Source organism: Cyanobacteria bacterium GSL.Bin1 (genome assembly GCA_009909085.1).
Taxonomy (GTDB): Bacteria; Cyanobacteriota; Cyanobacteriia; order Cyanobacteriales; family Rubidibacteraceae; genus Halothece.
The window spans coordinates 51,626-70,942 of the sequence record JAAANX010000093.1; the positions used below are offsets into that span (position 1 = coordinate 51,626).

General features: G+C 44.8%; 17 protein-coding genes and 1 tRNA gene. 6 read left to right on the forward strand and 12 right to left on the reverse strand.

Annotated elements, in window-relative coordinates; genetic code table 11:
* Window positions 1–26: 26 nt before the first annotated feature.
* Both GVY04_12395 and recQ read left to right on the forward strand, forming a co-directional pair.
* Entirely contained in the window at window positions 27–209 is a 183-nt protein-coding gene (locus tag GVY04_12395) for a YgiT-type zinc finger protein (GenBank protein NBD16901.1), read from the forward strand.
* A gap of 71 nt (window positions 210–280) precedes the next feature.
* Window positions 281–2,413, forward strand: coding sequence for a DNA helicase RecQ (gene recQ, locus GVY04_12400; GenBank protein ID NBD16902.1), 2,133 nt, complete (start codon window positions 281–283; stop codon window positions 2,411–2,413).
* Here the strand turns inward: recQ and GVY04_12405 are convergent.
* From GVY04_12405 to GVY04_12440, 8 genes are all read right to left on the reverse strand, one after another.
* The gene (locus GVY04_12405) at window positions 2,395–2,664 is read right to left on the reverse strand and encodes a DUF3148 domain-containing protein (GenBank protein NBD16903.1); all 270 of its coding nucleotides are present in this window, start codon (window positions 2,662–2,664) and stop codon (window positions 2,395–2,397) included. The genes recQ and GVY04_12405 overlap by 19 nt on opposite strands.
* Window positions 2,665–2,778: 114 nt before the next feature.
* Window positions 2,779–3,771: a sirohydrochlorin chelatase gene (locus tag GVY04_12410; protein NBD16904.1), complete on the reverse strand. Its 993-nt coding sequence runs from the start codon at window positions 3,769–3,771 to the stop codon at window positions 2,779–2,781.
* A 197-nt stretch (window positions 3,772–3,968) separates the two neighbouring features.
* Window positions 3,969–5,102, reverse strand: a complete 1,134-nt coding sequence (locus GVY04_12415) for a murein transglycosylase (protein NBD16905.1) — start codon at window positions 5,100–5,102, stop codon at window positions 3,969–3,971.
* Between the two features lie 2 nt (window positions 5,103–5,104).
* Window positions 5,105–5,356, reverse strand: coding sequence for a hypothetical protein (locus tag GVY04_12420; protein NBD16906.1), 252 nt, complete (start codon window positions 5,354–5,356; stop codon window positions 5,105–5,107).
* 58 nt (window positions 5,357–5,414) lie between these two features.
* Window positions 5,415–6,695, reverse strand: a complete 1,281-nt coding sequence (locus tag GVY04_12425; GenBank protein NBD16907.1) for a transposase — start codon at window positions 6,693–6,695, stop codon at window positions 5,415–5,417.
* A gap of 198 nt (window positions 6,696–6,893) precedes the next feature.
* Window positions 6,894–7,352, reverse strand: a complete 459-nt coding sequence (locus GVY04_12430; GenBank protein NBD16908.1) for a CBS domain-containing protein — start codon at window positions 7,350–7,352, stop codon at window positions 6,894–6,896.
* An 85-nt stretch (window positions 7,353–7,437) separates the two neighbouring features.
* On the reverse strand, window positions 7,438–8,706 hold the full coding sequence (locus GVY04_12435; protein NBD16909.1) for an MFS transporter: 1,269 nt from the start codon (window positions 8,704–8,706) through the stop codon (window positions 7,438–7,440).
* 203 nt (window positions 8,707–8,909) lie between these two features.
* Window positions 8,910–10,124, reverse strand: coding sequence for a hypothetical protein (locus GVY04_12440; protein ID NBD16910.1), 1,215 nt, complete (start codon window positions 10,122–10,124; stop codon window positions 8,910–8,912).
* A 296-nt stretch (window positions 10,125–10,420) separates the two neighbouring features.
* Between GVY04_12440 and cobA the strand changes: the two genes are divergently transcribed.
* Complete coding sequence (gene cobA, locus GVY04_12445; GenBank protein ID NBD16911.1) at window positions 10,421–11,128, forward strand: uroporphyrinogen-III C-methyltransferase; 708 nt, start codon at window positions 10,421–10,423, stop codon at window positions 11,126–11,128.
* On the opposite strand, the gene surE is transcribed toward cobA, so the two are convergent.
* Entirely contained in the window at window positions 11,123–11,794 is a 672-nt protein-coding gene (gene surE / locus GVY04_12450) for a 5'/3'-nucleotidase SurE (protein ID NBD16912.1), read from the reverse strand. The genes cobA and surE overlap by 6 nt on opposite strands.
* Window positions 11,795–11,832: 38 nt before the next feature.
* Between surE and GVY04_12455 the strand changes: the two genes are divergently transcribed.
* Complete coding sequence (locus tag GVY04_12455) at window positions 11,833–12,591, forward strand: DUF541 domain-containing protein (GenBank protein ID NBD16913.1); 759 nt, start codon at window positions 11,833–11,835, stop codon at window positions 12,589–12,591.
* Between the two features lie 8 nt (window positions 12,592–12,599).
* Here GVY04_12455 and GVY04_12460 read toward each other — a convergent pair.
* Window positions 12,600–12,673 (reverse strand) — tRNA-Arg (locus GVY04_12460).
* 938 nt (window positions 12,674–13,611) lie between these two features.
* Between GVY04_12460 and GVY04_12465 the strand changes: the two genes are divergently transcribed.
* Both GVY04_12465 and GVY04_12470 read left to right on the forward strand, forming a co-directional pair.
* Entirely contained in the window at window positions 13,612–15,690 is a 2,079-nt protein-coding gene (locus GVY04_12465; protein NBD16914.1) for a DNA phosphorothioation-associated putative methyltransferase, read from the forward strand.
* A gap of 289 nt (window positions 15,691–15,979) precedes the next feature.
* The gene (locus GVY04_12470) at window positions 15,980–17,629 is read left to right on the forward strand and encodes an alpha/beta hydrolase (protein ID NBD16915.1); all 1,650 of its coding nucleotides are present in this window, start codon (window positions 15,980–15,982) and stop codon (window positions 17,627–17,629) included.
* Window positions 17,630–17,646: 17 nt separating this feature from the next.
* Here the strand turns inward: GVY04_12470 and cobM are convergent, their stop codons facing one another.
* Window positions 17,647–18,423 carry a precorrin-4 C(11)-methyltransferase gene (cobM, locus tag GVY04_12475; protein NBD16916.1) on the reverse strand — a complete coding sequence of 259 codons (777 nt, stop codon included), beginning with the start codon at window positions 18,421–18,423 and terminating at the stop codon, window positions 17,647–17,649.
* 12 nt (window positions 18,424–18,435) lie between these two features.
* Window positions 18,436–19,290 carry a prolipoprotein diacylglyceryl transferase gene (locus GVY04_12480; GenBank protein NBD16917.1) on the reverse strand — a complete coding sequence of 285 codons (855 nt, stop codon included), beginning with the start codon at window positions 19,288–19,290 and terminating at the stop codon, window positions 18,436–18,438.
* Between the last annotated feature and the right edge of the window lie 27 nt (window positions 19,291–19,317).

The following is a 19,317-nucleotide window of genomic DNA, read 5'->3' on the forward strand; positions in this document are numbered from 1 at the left end:
TTTTAAATTCGGAGGAGAAAGAACTAATGGAATGTCCATCTTGTCAAGGAAAAATGCAATGGAAAACGGCTCCCTTTTCCATTGAGTGCAATGGTTATCATATGACTTGGAATGCCATTCCCGCATGGGTTTGCGAAAACTGTGGAGAAGTGGTTTTTGAAGCTAAAGAAGTTGATTTAATTCAAACTGCTTTTTTCCTTAATGATTAATAACAAAAAACTTTGTAAAACTGTTTTACATTAGTCATTAGTCATTCGTTCTTTGGTCACTGGTAACTGTAATGTCTGAATTGGAAACTGCCTTAAAACAATACTTTGGTTATGAAACATTTCGCCCTGGACAAAAGGCGATTATCGAGGCAGTTGATCAACAGCGAGATGTTTTAGCGGTGATGCCCACAGGTGGCGGAAAATCCTTGTGTTATCAGCTTCCGGCTTTGCTGAAACCGGGGTTAGCAGTGGTGGTTTCGCCGTTGATTGCACTGATGCAGGATCAAGTGGAAACCTTACAGAAAAATGGCATTCCTGCCACCTTTTTAAATAGTAGTTTAACTGCAGAGGAAGCGCGATCGCGCCGTCTTGCCATTCTCGATGGACAAATCAAACTCCTCTATCTTGCCCCGGAAAAACTAGTGAGTTCCGCCAGTAAAACCTTTCTCCAATCGGTTCAAGACAAGCAAGGATTATCCCTTTTTGCCATTGATGAAGCCCACTGTATTTCCGAGTGGGGACACGACTTTCGCCCTGAATATCGGCAGTTAAAAACCTTACGGTCTCTTTTTCCAAATGTACCGATGATCGCGCTGACGGCAACCGCAACTGAGCGTGTTCGTAGCGATATTATTCATCAGCTTACTTTAACCCAACCCAAAGTTCAAATTACCAGCTTTGATCGCCCGAATTTATATTACGAAGTCCAACCCAAACAACGACAACATTATAATCAACTCTTCAAATTTATTCGTCATCAAACCGGTTCTGGAATTGTCTATTGTCTCAGTCGTCGTCGGGTAGAAGAAGTTGCCTTTCGCCTCAAAAAAGATGGAATTTCGGCACTTCCTTATCATGCCGGAATGAGTGATGGCAATCGCAGTGATTATCAAACCCGTTTCTTAAGAGATGATGTGCAGGTAATGGTAGCAACCATTGCTTTTGGAATGGGAATTGATAAACCGGATATTCGCTTTGTGGTTCATTATGATTTACCCCGGAATTTAGAGAATTACTATCAAGAAGCGGGACGCGCTGGCAGAGATAGTGAACCCGCCCAATGTTTGCTGTTATTTGGGGCAAAAGATATCCATACCATTGAATATTTAATCTCGCAAAAAGAAGACGAACAATCGCAACGGTTAGCGCGACAACAACTGCGAAAAGTGGTTGATTATGCGGAAGGAACCGACTGTCGGCGCACTATTCAACTGAGTTATTTTGGGGAACATTTTGCGGGGAATTGTGGCAACTGTGACAACTGTTTAAATCCGAAGCCCATTGAAGATTGGACCATTGAAGCCCAAAAATTTTTATCTTGTGTTGCCCGTTGTCGAGAACGATTTGGCATGAGTCATATTATTGACATTTTGCGGGAATCTAAGAACAAAAAAATTGAGCAAAACGGACACCATTTACTCTCGACTTATGGCATTGGCAAAGACAAACCCGTAGAAGAATGGCGAAACTTAGCGCGATCGTTACTGCATCAAGGGTTCCTCACGGAAACCACAGATGGCTATCGCGTCTTGAAACTCAATCAGCGCAGTTGGGAAATTTTACGGCAAAAACGCACGGTTTATATTGCTGTTCTTCCCTCCTCCTCACAAAAAAGAACAAGTCAGAATAATCTTGATATTGAAACGCAACAATTATTGATTCGACTGCGTAAAAAACGGAAATGGCTGGCAGATGCACAAAGTACAGCCCCTTATATGATCTTTTCCGATCAAACCCTTCGGGAAATGGCACAAGTCAAGCCCAAACATCTCGATCAATTGGCTAATTGTTCTGGCGTAACCGATCATAAATTAAATCAATATGGAGAAGCGTTTATTTCAGAAATTCAAGCCTTTTTACATGAAAAACGATTACCCATTCCCGTTCCTTCCCAAACCAAAATGAAAACCCTCCGTCTTGCTCAACAAGGGTATAGTATTGAAGATATTGCTCAAACCAGAGGGATGAGAACCAGAACGATTAATGATCATTTGTGCGAATTAATTGAAATGAATCAACCCGTCAAATTAGAACAATTTGTTCCTGACGCTGAGCAAAAAATCATTTGGCAAGCGATTAGCCAAGTGGGAGATGATTCCTTAAAAACCATTCGAGAAGCATTAGGACAAGAATATAGTTACGAACAGATTAAATTAGTCCGGGCGTGGTGGCGACGGGAACAGAATCAATCGGTATCAACATGAGACTCCACATGAGATGATCCTTCATCTGCATTGACAGATTGTAAGTAACGACTTTCTAATAAAAATGCTCCTTTATTAAACCGAACTGCCCAATAATCCCCCGGACGACGGTCTAAAATCGTCCCTTCTTCTCCCACTTTTACCACATTCGGCGGGCGTAACATCGGCATCGGTTCCGCCGTTTTAATATAAGGGGGAGATTCAATGAGTTTTACTTTATCGCCCACAGAAAAGGTTTTGTCAGTTGTCATTGGTCATTTGTCCTTCGTCATTAGTCACTAATAACCTTAACTAAATTTGTAGCAAACAGTAACCAGTGACTAGTAAATACGGGTTACTCATCACTGGTCACTGATTACTACTGTCTAAGGGGCTTGCCAAATTTTATGATGATATTGTTCGACATCTGCGTAGGGATCAACCGCTTCATGGCTATGGTCATGATGATGGTGATGATGATGTCCATGATCATGGCTATGTCCATTCCCTGCTGCCAGGCGGAACTTACACATTTCACAGTTCATTTTAACTTCACCGGTTTGGGTTTCAATTTCCCGTTCTCTCAAGACTTGTAAGAGGTTGGAATGAATTCCCATTTCCGGTAAACAAGTCATGGAAATATCAGGATACTGTTCTTGTTGCTGGGCAGTGATATTAAAGATTTTCTTCACTAAAACCCCCGTAAACAAGAAATAAGGCAAGACAATAATCCGTTTCGGTTGATAAAAACGAGCGCGATTAAATCCTTCTTCGAGGCGGGGATGGGTAATGCCAATGAAACAGGTTTCGACTGTTTTATAACCACTTCCTTCCCATACCATACGGGCGAGTTTACAAACATCGCCATTGGCATCAGGGTCACTCGAACCCCGTCCGACAAACAGTAAAACGGTTTCAGATCGAGGGATATTGTGAGGATTGTTTTCCGGTGAATCGAGTTCCGCAAGCCGATCGCGCCACAGATCTAAAATGCTGGGGGTAATGCCAAAGTGTCGCCCATAATTAAAGGTAATGCCAGGATGATTTTCTCGGGCGCGGTCTAATTCATTGGTGACATCAAATTTGTTATGCCTTGCTGCGAATAACAAAATCGGTAATGCGGAAAAGTCAGTGTAGCCTTGTTGGACAGCCTTTTCCACACCTTCGGCAATGGTTGGCGTGGTTAATTCCAAGAAACAAGGAATCACAGGACGAGAATGATCAAGCTGCTGATAAGCGTCAGCGAAATCAATAAAAGTTTGTCGCCCTTGTTCGTCTTTCGTGCCATGACCAATTAACAGCAAGGGACGCTGTTTCAGTAAAGGGGGTAGTTCAATCTTCGTTTTTTGGGTTGATGGTGAATAAACGATTTGGGTCAAAATCAAAACTCCTTGCTCGCTAGTTCGATTGTAGGCGAGTTGTAAGCGCCTTGCTATCTTAACGGATTTTCCAATAAGTAGAAATGCTGGGGAGGGGGGTTAGTGGTGAAGGGGAGATGGGGAGAGGGGAGAGACAAGGAAGACAAGGAGAAGATTTAATTCCCGACTCACGAATGACGAATGACGAATGACAAATTTCACTCTTTCAAGAATAGATAATACAGTTGCCCTGTCCAATCCACGATGCCTGCTTTCCGTCCGGCATTTTCGCCCGTGCCCATAAAGATATCCACTCGTCCTGCCCCTTGAATCGCGCTCCCCGTATCTTGATCTAAAACGTAATGACTGACCAGTGGCGTTTGAATTTCATTGTTAGCAGTAATCTCAGGAAATTGGGTATGCAGTAGCGCTAATGCCCCTGGTGGCATCAAAGATTTATCAGTGGCAATGCTGCGTTGTGCTGTGACAGGAACGCCTAAACTGCCCGTTGCCGGTGCGCCTTGGGTTTCTCGAAAGAAGACAAAACTTTTATTGCGCGGTAGGTAAGTGCTGAGTTGTTCGGGGTGTTGCTCAAAATATTGCATTAAACGGGGAAGAGAGAGTTCATCCCGCTCAAAAATCCCAGCTTTAACTAATTCACCGCCAATGCTGGTGTAAGGATGCTCAGTTTTTCCCGCATAGCCAATTGCTAAAATGCTGCCATCTCCTAACTGCAGCCGTGCTGAGCCTTGAACGTGGATTAAAAAGGCTTCTAGGCGATCGCGCAACCAAGCAATTTCTAAACCCGCTAGGGGACTATTTTTCCCTTCTCCGTGCCTCCCTTCAAGTTCGCTGCGGGTGGGATGGGGAGAAGACCACTGTTCAAAGTTCGTCGGTCGTTGATAAATCGGATAACGATATTCAGCAGTGGGAACGCGACTTGCGGCATAAACCGGTTCAAAATAGCCGGTAAAGTGAACCGTTCCCTGTTGATCCTGTCCCACGGCTTGATACAACGCAAATTCTTGTTTAACGGCATGGGCAAAGGCTTCTGGGCTGGGAGACGTGCGCAGGAGTTGCCGAAAGCGAATTAAAGAGCGATAAGCGCGATCGCGCGTAATGCCAGCAACAGGATACTCGGCATAAGCTTCGGCGGCACTGGGCTGCTCCAGATACTGCAAACTGTGGTTAATGGCTCTTAAAAGACCCGCTTTATCTTCCCATTTTGCCTCTAGGTTCAATTCTGACGGCAGTTGTTGGGATGAGACTTTTTCTAAGGGGAAACTCATGGCGGGTAATGCCGAGAATGCAACCCCCAACCCGACAGACAGACTCACCAGTAAAGATTTCATCATTAAAACCGTTCTACACTACCCGCAAATAAGGGTTCCACTCGAATTGCCAACACACTCGATGGGCGCAGCACCATATATTCCCCCTGAATATTTTTAATCGGAACACTGATAAAGTCATTTGACTCTCCCTTAGGCTTCAGTTCTCCGGTGTACCATTTTTGGAAATCTTGAATCGTGGGAAAACGGACTTCTTCGCGATGACCACCCGTTAAAAATAAATAGACGGCATACTCATCTGGGGTGCGTGGCATAAAATTAACTCCTGATCCGTGAGGTTGATATTGAAGTGACTTCCTCCCGACTCTCATCCTAGCGGATAGAGAGCGGGCTTCCACTGTCGCCAATGGAATCTTGCTCTCCTACCCTACCCGAAGATAGATTGCGCCACTTATCTACAACAAAGTTGCCCGACAGTACGACTTGAGAGCCAATTTCTTGCTTTTCGCGAGTCCCGCGATACGTTTCTTCGCCTCTATTACATATTTCTTGACCAGAGGCTATATCTCTATCTACAACATACCCACACTCATGACATTCGCTCAGCCGAACGCTCAAATCTTTTCTAACTTCAGCACGGCAATTAGGACATACTTGACTCGTCCCACGATGGTCAACGCGCCCAACAAAGACATCTCTTCTCTTGGCTACATACTCTAAGATGTCTCGTTGCTTTCCAAAAGCAGCATCAACTGTATGTTTACCCAGCATCCCTTTTGCCATAATACGGAAGTCGCAGTCTTCTATATAGATTGTGTCTGCCATGTCACAAAGCTTATGAGCGAGTTTGAATTGATAATCAGTGCGCTTGAATGCTATGTGGTTATGTTGTTTAGCTACTTTGATTCGAGCTTTCTCGTAATTTTTCCCCCGTTTCATCTTTCTCGACAGACGCTTTTGTAGCACTTTCAGCCGACTGTAGGCTGTCTTGAAAAATTTAGGTCTTTTTTCGGTATACCCGTCGCTCGTCGCTATATACGAAAGCAACCCAACATCTACACCAATTGCATGACCATGAGGTACTGGATTAGAAAGCTCGAAATCTGATTCTATCGCTACCACCGCAAACCAACCTATTGCTTTTTTGACTACCCGTACTTGCTTGATCATGAAACCTTTGGGTATCGGTCTATGCAAATTGATTTGTACTTTTCCTAGTTTCGGCAATTGGATTTGCCACCCAGTTAGTGGGTTAGTTTTGAACTGAGGGAACAACATTGACTTCATCTGCCCAAATTTCTTGAATCTAGGGAAGCCATAACCTCTAGCTCTGAATGAATCCCAACTATCATGTAACCGTCTGATATTGGTTTGTAGCACCTGAGACGGGACTGCTTTTAGTCGTGGGAACTTTTTCTTTGCTTTTGGTAGATTGTTTTGTTGCTGGTGGTAACTAGGAAACGGATAATCCGCAGCCATGATATATTCTGATTCTAAGCTGCACCTATCAATCGGACACTTCCTAGAAGCAATCCAGTCTTTTAGTTCTCGCAGTGCATAGTTATAAGACAGGCGCAAAGTTTCCAACCACTCATTGAGCAGTTGGATTTGCTGTAAATCTGGGTATATGCGATAGCGATAATTTAGAATCATAGAACTATTCTACCACAAGCAAAGGTTTACGGTAGAATGTATATCTGCGAGGCATCGAACCTCTTGATATACTTGAGGGATGTGTGTATCCCGACGCTGATTCAAAGAATACAGCGCGGGACTTACAGCCCCTCAAACTCCCCGACAGTTAAGGCAATAGGAAACAGTGTTATCAGTATGCCCGAATCGACAAGATTCTCATTCACTCGCCATGGTTCTAACAATATCACCGCGTGTAATAATACCGACCACTTTTCCCGCTTCATCCACAACAGGTAAGCGACGAACTTCCCGCTTGTGCATGAGATGAGCTGCTTCTTTCAGGGGGCGATCGCCGGTAATGGAAATAGCACGATCCGTCATTACTTCCTCAACGGTTTGTCCCAGTGCCTTATGGAGTTCTTTTTCATACCGCGCAGGGTTTTCTAAGTAAATGACACTATCCAAAAACATGAAATAGGGCGGCGGATCAACCCCGGTTTCTTGCCACATCAAATCTGCTTCTGATAACACCCCGACTAATTTCCCTTCTTTATTTACCACGGGTAAACCACTAATTTTGTTTTCCACCAATACTTTAATTGCTTCTTTGAGTGGGGTGTCAGGTTGAACAACAGCCGGGTTGGCTGTCATTACATCGGCAACAGTTTTCGACATGAGCGGATTAGCCTTTCAATAACGAATGAGGAGCAACCTTTATTTTCCCATTAAACGACCGGGAGTGACAACGGATTAGCTGAGCTTACAATAGTTTAGTCGTTTCACCAGCGCGAACATCGCGCTTCAACATCAAACTAGCAATAATAATCCCCACAATGGCTAATAGTCCCATCGGATAAAAGGCATAGGTATAACTGCCAAACCAGTCCCGAATTTGCCCCGCGACAAGGGTACCGATCAAAGCCCCTACCCCATAAGCGGTAAAGACGATCCCATAATTTTGGGCATAGTCATCGGGGTTAAATAAGCGCAAGGTAGCAGTCGGCGCCAGCGCCAGCCATCCTCCTAAACAAAACCAGAATAAACAGAAGGCAACCAAATAAGTGCTCACTTGTCCGGGTTGGGCATTTGCCATCATGATACAAGCGATTAAAATGAGTGTGTAAGAACCAATCGCGACCAACCGTGGGGGAAAACGATCACTGAGCCAGCCAAACAGCGGACGACTGAATCCATTAAACAAGGCAAATAAAGAGACACTGGTGGCAGCTACCCCCGCATCAATTTCAATCATTTCTTCACCCACTGGGCTCGAAATGCCGATCGCGCTTAACCCGACAAAAGTGCCGATGGTATAGCAAATCCATAAGCCGTAAAAAGAGGGACTTTTCAGTAAGTGGGGTGGATAAGTGACTGGGGGAGGAACCGCAGTGGCTTCGGCAACGGATCTCGGCTGTTGCCAATCTTTCGGAGGTAATTTTAACGTCAGCGCGATCGCGAGAATAATTAAGGTAAAGACGATCCCTAAAATCAGCAAGGTCGGTCGTGCCTGATAGCGATCAATGAGACTCTTTGCTAAAGGGGCGGTAATCAAAGGTGATAAACCAAAGCCAACAATGGTTAACCCCACCGCTAACCCTTTTCGATCGGGAAACCAACGGGCAGCGACAACCATGGGAACTCCATAAGTAATCCCGACCCCCATCCCTACAATTACTCCATACGTCAAGGTTAAGACCACAATATTCTGAGCAAAACTAGCGAGAATATAGCCTAAGCCCACCGTTAGCCCGCCAATCGCTGTCATGCGGGCTGTACCCACTCTTGGAATTAAAAAGCCGGCAATGGGCATAAACGTCGCATAAAAGACTAAGGCAATGGTATAAGGGAGCAGACTTTCGGTTGCATTGAGTCCCAATTCAGTTTCGAGGGGGTTTCTAAAAATACTCCAAGAATAAACAGTTCCTAAACAGAGAAGAACAATCATTCCTAACGGAATCAGCAACCACCGCCCCTGAGTTGCCGGTAGCCCTAATACTTTCAAATCTTGGTTACTCTTAGGACTTGCCATAACTGACTTGCTTGTCTCCCTAGCTAATGATCTATATTTTTTTTTGATCCATTGTCTTTGCTCAATCGGAGAAAGCTCCGGAGGCGGATCGCAAATTTTCCCAATTTTACGCAAATTCCCCAAATTCGTCAAAATTTTACCGGGACACTTAGAGGGGACTATCCTGCCCAGCAGGCAGAGTCAGCACTGGCTACTGAGCGCTGCTATTCCAGGGCAAATTGAGACCCCCAACGATCTTGAGGAAGAAAGGCGCGATCCATCGGTAACGGGGCAACCGGTTCGGCGAGGAGAAAAGTTCCTTCGAGAATTTGTTGTTTCAAGAGATCTGCGACTTCGCGCGATCGCGCAATACTGGCTAAAGGAGCGGTGCGCACAGTTTCCCCTTCGATTTTAATGGTACCGCTTTTCAGTTGCTGGTAATTGACTAAACCAAAAGTGGGACGCACCCGCCGCGGAATGGAAAAATCCACAACCGGTGCAACAATCTCTTCATCTTTAATCGCACAATGGGCAACCGCTTCTTCAGTGAGCATGGGGAGGGGAATGCCAACGCCTAACATCAGAGAAGGACCATAATTGCGGAAATAACACCCCCTTACCCATCGCGAACTCATGGCTTTAGCATCACCGACTAAGGTTAACGTGGCGGCTGGACCAATGGGGGTTTGATTCTCGAGTCGCCGTTGTTTGGGGAAATGTTGGGTGCCTTCAGCGGCAATATAGCCCACCCCCCCGCCGAGAAAAATGCGAGTACCAATGCCAATTAACTGGAGCTTTGGATCATTGAATAAGGGCGCGATCGCGCCCGGAGAAGAATAAACAGCATTCCCTAAATTGGGATGTAAGGGACCTAAATAAGTGTAGAGGACTCGTTCCCCGGCATTCACCCCAACGATGAAATTTTGATAAACGTTGCGGGGGTTATAGAGATAAAACTGATTAATGGTTTCACGAGTGACGGTTGTTTGAAACGAGGCGCGCGGATAACAATCACTCACTTGTCCAATTGCTTTTAGTTGTACGGGTTGACCGGCAATTAAATCTTGGATCACATGACCGCCACCGCGTTCCCGATAGGAAACCCCAAGACGCGTTTCTAACTCGCTGGTTTCGCCAGAGCTACTATAATCTGGACTCGCCGTTGCACCAATGTAGAGATCAACTGCTCCTAATCCGGTGTAAACGGGGACACTATCCAGCCAGCATTGTCGAATATTAATCGGCGGATCCGTATGTCCCAGATTAATCATTGCTCCCGATGACTCCATCGGCTCAAAGGTTCCCGTAGTTACCACATCCACTTCTTTCGCGACTTGGCTGACCCCTTTTTCTGCAACTTGGGCTTTTAACTCTTCTACCGTCCAGACAACGGCTTTTTGATCTTTGATCTTTTCGTTAATCTCCGCGATCGTCCGCATCGTGATTCTTAGAATGTGGGTTGAACTCGAATCCATTTAACCATATCAGATCCCAGGAATAGAGGACGATCATTCTTCGTTTCATGAAGTTACTATTTGGGAAGAGTGCGCTATCAGTAAGATTTAATTGCCAATTTTAAGGATTTTTCGTTTTTGGAAATAAAAAAGGCGTGATCATGACTATCCCTTGCGATATAATAAACCAAAGCAATTAAGCAACCATTAACGCTTCTAAAATAGAGCATAAATATAATTTTTTTGCTGTTCTTTTAGCGTTCTTCCAATCCAATTAAAAATTGAAAGTTTATCTGATCGGTGCCGGCTTAGGTCGCCCTCAATATTTAACCCAACAAGCGCGACAACACTTAGAAAAAGCAGATATTTTAATTTATGATGCATTAGTTGATGAAGCAATTTTAGATCTTGTTTCTTCCTATTGCCGAAAAATTTATGTCGGAAAACGAGGGGGAAAACCCAGTACCCCTCAGAGTGAAATTAATCGTCTTTTAGTGGAGTCTGCCCAACAAAATCAACACGTTGTTCGTCTCAAAAATGGCGATCCGTTTATTTTTGGTCGCGCCCGAGAAGAAGTAGAGGCTCTAAAAACCATTGGCTGCGATGTAGAAGTTATTCCCGGTTTATCCTCAGCAATGACGGCTCCTCTCCTTGCCGGAATCCCCCTCACCGATAAAGTTTTAAGTCGCAGTTTTAGTGTCATTACCGCTCATGAACCAGCCCAATTAGAGTGGGAGGCTTTAGCAAGAATTGATACGCTGGTGATTTTAATGGGCGGTCGAAACTTAGCCCTGATTACTGAGCAATTAATGCTAGCAGGAAAAGCCAGTTCTTGTCCCATTGCCATTATTCGGAAAGCAGGAACTGATGAGCAACAAGTATGGGTAGGAACTTTAGAAACGATTGTTGAAATCACCCAAGGCAATCAACTTTCTCCCACGGTCATGGTTGTGGGAGAAGTGGTTAGTTTAAGGTCTCTGTTTTCATAACTTGAATTGGGAAACGGCAATATTTCCGGAAAAACAAATATCAACATCGCTTCCTTTTTGACGCTGACGCTTACCGTATTCTCCTTGATAATGATACCGTTCGCCATCAAAATGATAGACAACCGGTAAGGGTTGTTTGCCTCCCTCACAAAAGATAATTTCCGGATCGTTTGATCCAGGTTCTAAATGAGGTAAATTGACATTCCAATAACATCCTTCCGGCAAAGACAAGGGTAGTAATGTCTCTAAAACTTTGCCACTCCAACGGGCGGCAAGTGTCCAATCAATTTCTAAGGGTCGTTTGCGCCAATGGGAAATGGCAATCCCTTTTTTACCCAAAAAAACCGCTTCTCGCACAGCAGCCACGGTTCCTGAAATGTAAATGTCTGCCCCTAAATTGCCACCGGCATTAATCCCAGAAATAACCCATTCCGCATCCGGAAACAGTTGGGTAACACCAATGCGAACACAATCGGCTGGAGTACCATCAACACTATAGGTTTGCTCGGAATGCTTTTGCAACTTTAAGCCCCGTTTCGTCGTCACTTGATGTCCACAACCAGAAAGTTCCGTTTCGGGAGCGATGATAATTCCTTGTTCTTGAATTGCCGTTTGCAGGGCTTTAATTCCAGGGGCTTGAAACCCATCGTCGTTCGTTAAAATCATGCTATTTTTAGGCTTGTTTCATAGAGAGATATTACAAAATGAATCGTTTATTGCAACAATTTCGGTCAAGAGGATTGAGTTTAATCCTCCTCAGTAGTTTAATTTTAATTGTCGGTTGGAGTTTACGAGAGCGTGTTTCCCTTGCCCCCGCTATGGCTCAAGATGCCCCCCTACAAACCATAACGGTGACCGGAGAAGGCACCCAGTCTATCCCCACAACTCTAACAGAAGTGCAGCTGGGAGTGGAAGTGGAAGGGAAAACGGCTGCTCAAGTGCAGGAAGATGCAGCGCGCCGTTCAACAGCAGTGGTGGAATTGCTGCGATCGCGCGATGTGGAAAAATTAAAAACCACTGGTATTCGTTTAGAACCGCAGTATAACTACAATGAGGGCAAACGCACCTTAAGAGGTTATCAAGCTCTCAATTTAGTTAGTTTTCGGATGCCCACTGACGAAGTCGGCAATTTACTCGATGAAGCCGTCCAAGCGGGCGCAACCCGCATTGATTCGGTGAGCTTTACGGCGACCGACAGCGCGATCGCGCAAGCGCAAAAAGAAGCGCTGCAAGCAGCAACTCTCGATGCCCAAGCTCAAGCTGATGCTGTTTTAAGCACACTTAATCTCCAATCACAATCAGTAATCAGTATCCAAATTAATAACGCGACGCCCCCGGTTATGCCGCTTAATGAAGCATTTCGGACGCAACGAAATGTGGCAGCGAGTAACGCACCGAGTTCTCCGGTTATTGGCGGGGAACAAGACATTCAAGCACGAGTGACGCTGCAAATTCAATATTAAAACAAAAACAGGGTTGGCCAGGCTCGAACTGGCGACCTAGCGCTTAGGAGGCGCTCGCTCTATCCTGCTGAGCTACAACCCTGTGCAACAGCACGACTATAATAGCAAGTCTTTTTGAGATTTGACAGGTTTATCGCAAAGAAAGTTGTGATTTGTAACCGAGTTTAACGTAGCATTAGTTAGAGATAGAGTGTTGGTTCAAGACGAACTGATTCTTGAAACAACAAAATTTCGTGCAACGGCGTAAACCCGATCATAGGGACTCTTTTCTTGGCTGAGGTTGATTAGAAGCGAACTTTACGATAATAGCAGAGATGGGAGTTTCAAATCACTAAGGTTAAAATGTGAGTCAACCACATTTTCATCTGATGGAGCTAAGAACAAGGCTTTGACGTGATTTAAAAAATATTTTTTTAGCTCAGATATTATTAAAGCTTGGTATGATTCAGCACAAGTTGAAGCATTCCTGTTCATATTTCCGAAGCAAGAAAATTAGAGTCTAATCTTGACGCGATGACAAGGTTTGGGCTATGCTAAAGGAAATAAAAATCCGGAGGAAGATTTTTATAGAAATCATCGTAAAACCAATCCTCACGCTTTACTCCGGTCATTAGAGGTTGGATATAAGACCGATGAGTTGAGGGATTCAAAACCCTGACAATGAACCAATCGGGTATAATTTACATAAGCTAAAGGAGACATATTGGACTAGCCGTGATGCGCGAACCTACTCCTGGACAAAAGCTAGCATCACCTCACCTCAAGCTTTGTCAAGTTTTCAATGAGCAAGTTGTAAGCAATTTTGTATTGAGTGATCAATGCTGGGGAAAGAACTTTGACCAGGAAAGGAAGTCATGAGTTCTTCAATGAATTTTCAAGGAAGCTCACAAGATGAGCAAAACTCTAGGGAAGGCAGAAATGGAAGATGAAGACAACTTCAGTTTAGGCTGCTTTCTAGACAGAATTAATGATGATCGAGGCTTTTTAACTGAATTTTGATTTTTAGCGCAGACCGTAGAGATGACTCAGCTGGATCGGGTAACTTGGGTAAATGAGATTGGACAGGGGTCTCAAGAGAGTCCTGTGGGAAAACATCTTCCCAATGCTTTCTATGTTCATCGTAGTGCTTTATCGGCTTTACCGCCACAACTCCAAGCCTACGAACAGCAAGCCCGGACTCCTGTGGCTCATGAGATTGCCAAAGCAACGCTAATTAAGTTTAACTTTAGTGATCCTAAGGTTTCCTATCTCTTTTATCCCACTTTTGACCAAGAAGCGCATCCGCCACTAAAAGCCAGTTTGCAAGTCGATTTGCTGACGTTTGAGGTCAGTTATCGCAGTTACCACCAAGCGAATAATCCGCCAATTCTTCATCGGAAAGAAGCCTTTGTGACACCGGATTATCCCCGTTATCAAGACTTTGTGCAACTGACTCAGCAAGAAGTGCAACTGGGTCTATTGAGTGAGGCGCGTTATATCGGAACCAAGCGGGAGTGGGAAAAACGGTTGCGCGATCGCGCCGTAGAAATCAAAGATCATAAAGTCATCTGTCATGAGACACCACCGCCGCTGCAAAAACCTCAAATTGAACGTCACAAAGCTGCAATCATCCGACATCAACTCTCCCGTCCAGTACGAGTTGCCCTAGAAGCCGAACTCTTTACCCCAGAAACAACATTCTTTGACTATGGCTGTGGACATGGCGGTGATCTTCAACGCGTCAGAGAACAAGGCTATGAGAGTCAGGGTTGGGATCCCTACTATCATCCCGATACTCCCCTAGTGAAAGCAGATATTGTCAACTTGGGATATGTCATCAATGTGATTGAAGATACCCAAGAACGACGAGAGGCTTTGGTTAAGGCATGGCAATTAACCCGACAAGTGTTGATTGTTTCTGCCCAAGTTTTAATTAATGATTCGGTGAAGGGACAAGTGGCCTACGGGGATGGTGTGATTACCCGTCGCAATACGTTTCAAAAATATTACGAACAGGAGGAACTGAAAGCTTATATTGATCAAGTGTTAGGAGTCGATGCCGTTCCGATTGGTTTAGGGATCTATCTGGTCTTTCGGGATCCAACTCAAGCCGAGACCTTCCGTGCTAGTCAGTTTCGGTCTCAAGCAGCTACCCCGCGTCTACAGCAACGGGTGCGTCGGTTTGAAGATTATCAGGTTTTGTTAACTCCACTGATGGATTTTATGACTGAACGGGGACGGTTACCAGCCAAAGGAGAGTTAGCCGAAGAACCGCAAATTAAAGCGGAACTAGGAGGGTTACGGCGGGCCTTTCGCCTGATCTTACAAGCGACCAATCAAGAAGACTGGAACGCGATCGCGCAGCAACGCACCGAAGAGTTAAAGTTATACTTAGGCACGGCTTTACTAACCCATCGCCCGAAACTGAAAGATTTTTCCCCCACCATTCAGCAAGATATCAAAGGATTGTTTGGCACCTTTAAACACGCTTGTGCCGAAGCAGAGGCAATGTTATTTACCCTCGGTGACCAAGCAGTGATTGAAAAGAAGATCAAGCAGAGTCCAGTGGGGTTGAAGCTGGGTAAAAGCTTACTCGTTCATCTGAGTGGCTTAGACGAGTTAGATCCGTTGTTGCGTCTCTATGAAGCCTGCGCTAGTCGCACCATTGGACGCTTAGAAGCAGTGACAGTGATCCAGTTTTATATCGGTAAACCCAAGATTGCTTACTTATCTTATCCTGAATTTGATAGTGATCCGCATCCGGCGCTGCAAGCGAAGATGGAAATTAATTTAGGGGATCTCAAGGTCTATTATACTGAGTATGATCAAACTAACCCTCTCATTCTTCATGAAAAAGAGAAGTTGGTTAACCGTGAGTATCCCCTGTACGAGAAATTTGCCCGCTTGACTAAAAAGGAGCGAGATTGGGGACTGCTGGATGAGTTTAAAGCCATTCGCGATCGCCGCGGCTGGTTAAAATGTTTAGAAGCCCATGGTGCTGAACTGAAAGGTTATCAACTCCGTTGGCGCAAGGATATCGATCCTTATCGTCTCAAAATTCTTAAGAATCAAGTGCAACAACGACGGCGCACCCAGATGCAAAAAGATAAGATGCCGTAGCCAAAGACGACTAACGAATCAGAGAATTTAGGAGGCGTAGAATTTCTAGCTATTTTTCAAGTTTTCCTAATATTAAAAATTAGGCTTCTGGAGTCAGAACCAATCCACGATAAACTTGCTCGATCGCGAAACTAAGGTTAATACTTTTGAGATTGACAGTTAAGTTGTAATTATTTTAATTCTCCTAAGTTTTGGGAGGATCACTTGAACATGAAAATGGTAACTAGGAGCGCGATCGCGCTTCTTGCTAAGATAGTCTCAACCGGATTAAGTTGGGCTGAAACTGCTCATGCTTCACTATTTACGCCAACGCTCGCTGCAAGTTATTTTTTCAACCGCAAGCTTGTTGCTTTGTTCCCTTCCGGCACAAGCCGCAGAAAATATTTATGTTTCTCTGGGGTTACTGGAAATTTCGGTTTCTGTAGCATCCCTAGAACAGTATGCAGAAGAAGGCACGATCACGCCAGAGTTAGCAGCTTATACGCGCTATTTAACCAGGGAACAGCAGGAAAAGCTACAAGAGATTCTAACCATTCCAGCGGAATTAGATCCTGTCGCGATCGCGCAATTTTTATACTCTCCCCAAGGCGAAGCTGTCCTCAGACAATTTGGTGATATTGTCGATACCAAAGCCAGACAGGGAGGGTTCTATGCCATTCGCTCTGGGCTCATCTTAGCGGCAGCGGATCCAGAGGGCTTAACTTTACTTAACTTCCTGCAACACTTTCCGACAGACGGCTTACGAATTAATTCCGGTCGTGGCTTAGAACTCGTCAACCAACTGAGTGAGTTTATTAAAGAGACGGATCAAGCAGTTGCCCTGATCGAACGCCAGGCCTTAGAAAATTCTGTGCTCAGCGGGGCTAATCAAGCGAGTGACTTTTCTCGCAATCTTAAATTGGGGGGAACCGTTCCTTATCGCCGTCAAAGTCTGAATTTAGTCGATCCGCAACGGGATGCTTTACAAGAAGAGACTGAGTTTACCACTCGCGACATTCCGACCCATCTTTATCTTCCTCAAACCCCCATCTTTGAGCGTCCGCCACTAATTGTAATTTCTCACGGACTGGGCTCGGATCGCAACACTTATTCTTATCTTGCTCAACACCTTGCTTCTTATGGTTTTGCGGTTGCAACAATTGAACATCCGGGTAGTAATGCCCGTCAACTCCAATCTCTCTTAATAGGATTAAAACAAGAAGTGAGTCCTCCCTCAGAACTCATCAACCGTCCGCGAGATATTAAATTTTTACTCGATTATTTAGAACGCAATTACAATACCCAAATTAATCTCAATCAAGTGGGTCTTCTCGGACAGTCTTATGGTGCATACACCAGCCTAGCCGTGTCTGGGGCAGAAATTGATTATGACCAAGTTGCTGAACGGTGTGAAACGCAAGATCTGGCAACCGTCTTGAACTTTTCTGTATTACTGCAATGCCAATTGTTACGGTTACCGCCAAAAGATTATGAATTTGATGATCCTCGCATCCAAGCAGTTTTCGCGATTAATCCCTTCACTAGTAATATTTTTGGGCAAGAGGGGCTACAAGGCATTGATATTCCTACCCTAATCGTCACCAGTAGTGCCGACACAGCGACCCCCGCTTTACTAGAACAAATTCGTCCCTTTACTTGGTTAGATAGCCCTCAAAAATACTTGGTTTTACTGAAACGAGGAACCCACTTTTCGACTCTTGCTGAAGGAACCGAAGAAGGGATTCCGCTTCCTGAAGAAGCAATTGGACCCGATCCCGCGATCGCGCAAAACTATATGCGCGCGCTTAGTATCGCTTTTTTCAAAACCCATCTCGCCAACGAAATGACCTATGAACGCTACCTCAGTGCGCGATACATATCGGAAATTAGCCGTTCTCTCATGCCTCTCTTTTTATTGGATTCTCTTCCTGAAGCGTTAATCAGCAATCCAGAAGATTAGTCATTAGTCATTGGTAACTATTGTCGTATCCCTTTTCGAAAAAGATGGGAATGTTCTGGGTGATACAGCTGCGATCGCGCTTCCACTTGTTTTCCGGCTAAGGCGGGACTAATCAGATACATCGTTGTCCGAATTAAATCTTCTTTGCGGGAAATTGCTGCCATTTCCTTGAGGGGAACCACGCGGATTTTTTCATCTTCCCAACCCAAACGGTAGCAAATCGCCACTGGGGTATCAGCCGGATAGTGCTCTAATAATTTCGCCTGGGCATTTTCCACATGACGGGCTGCTAAATAGAGCGCTAAACTGGCCTTGTGACTAGCCAGTGCAGCTAACTCTTCCGCTTCAGGAACAGAAGAGGCACGACCACTAATGCGGGTTAAAATAATCGTTTGTACCAATCCGGGAACCGTCAATTCCACACCCAGTCTGGCTGCTGCATCCTGAAAAGTGCTAATGCCTGGTATTAATTCTACTGGAATATTGGCTTCTGCTAACGCCTGCATTTGCTCATGAATGGCACTATAAAGCGTTAAATCGCCAGAATGGAGACGCACCACTGATTGATTGTTCTGTACTTTTTCAATCATCAACGGCACAATCTCTTCCAAGGTTTTACTCCCCGTTGGAAGGAGTTCGGCATCAGGGCGAACATCCTTTAAAATTTGCTTTGGCACTAAAGAATTGGCATATAAAATGACATCCGCTTGGTCTAAAATTTTCTTGGCTTTAATGGTGAGTAAATCGGGGTCACCCGGACCCGCACCAACAATATAAACGGCAGGTTTGAGCATATTTTTTCTGAATTATCTGTTATTTTTTGAAGCTTGCTTAGAAATCACATCAGGTAGAGAGCGTCTCATATAATACAGCCAAATTAATCCGAAAATTCCAATAATAATTCCGAACAAGCTAATCAGTTGCGCGACTTGAATTGAGCCGAACATTAAACTATCGGTTCGTAACCCTTCAATCCAAACCCGACCGCCACTATACGCTGCCATATAAACAAACGCTAAGGTTCCGATGCGATACCGTTGCGGATGACGTAATCCCCAGAAAAATAAATAAATTAGCAGGGCAAAAACGCCTAAATTCCAAAGCGATTCATAGAGAAAAGTGGGGTGAAAAAAAGATTCATCGGCATACTGAGGCGGGCGGTTCGCAGGAGGAATATACAGTTTCCAAGGTAAATCGGTCGGCGTCCCAAAGGCTTCCGAATTAAAGAAATTACCCCAGCGACCAATCGCTTGTCCTAAGATTAAAGAAGGGCTCACTAAATCAGCAAGTTGCCAAAAGGAAATCCGGTTCAGGCGAGCAAAAATTAAGGCCGCGATCGCGCCGCCAATAATTGCCCCATGAATCGCAATTCCGCCTTGCCAAATCGCAATGATCGCTTCTGGGCGTTGGGCATAATTTTCCCATTCAAAAGCAACATAATATAATCGAGCGCCCGGAATGGCGGCTAAGACTAACCAAATCGATAAATCCCCCAACAATTCAGGATTTATGTCACGCCGTTTGGCTAAGTATTGCGACAATAACACGCCAATAATAACAGCACTGGCAATGAGTAAGCCATACCAGCGGAGGGTCACTGGTCCTAATTCAACTAAAATTGGACCCGGAGATTGGAAACGAAAGGCCAAAAGAGACAGCATAGACACTGATAGCAACAAGCAAAGGAC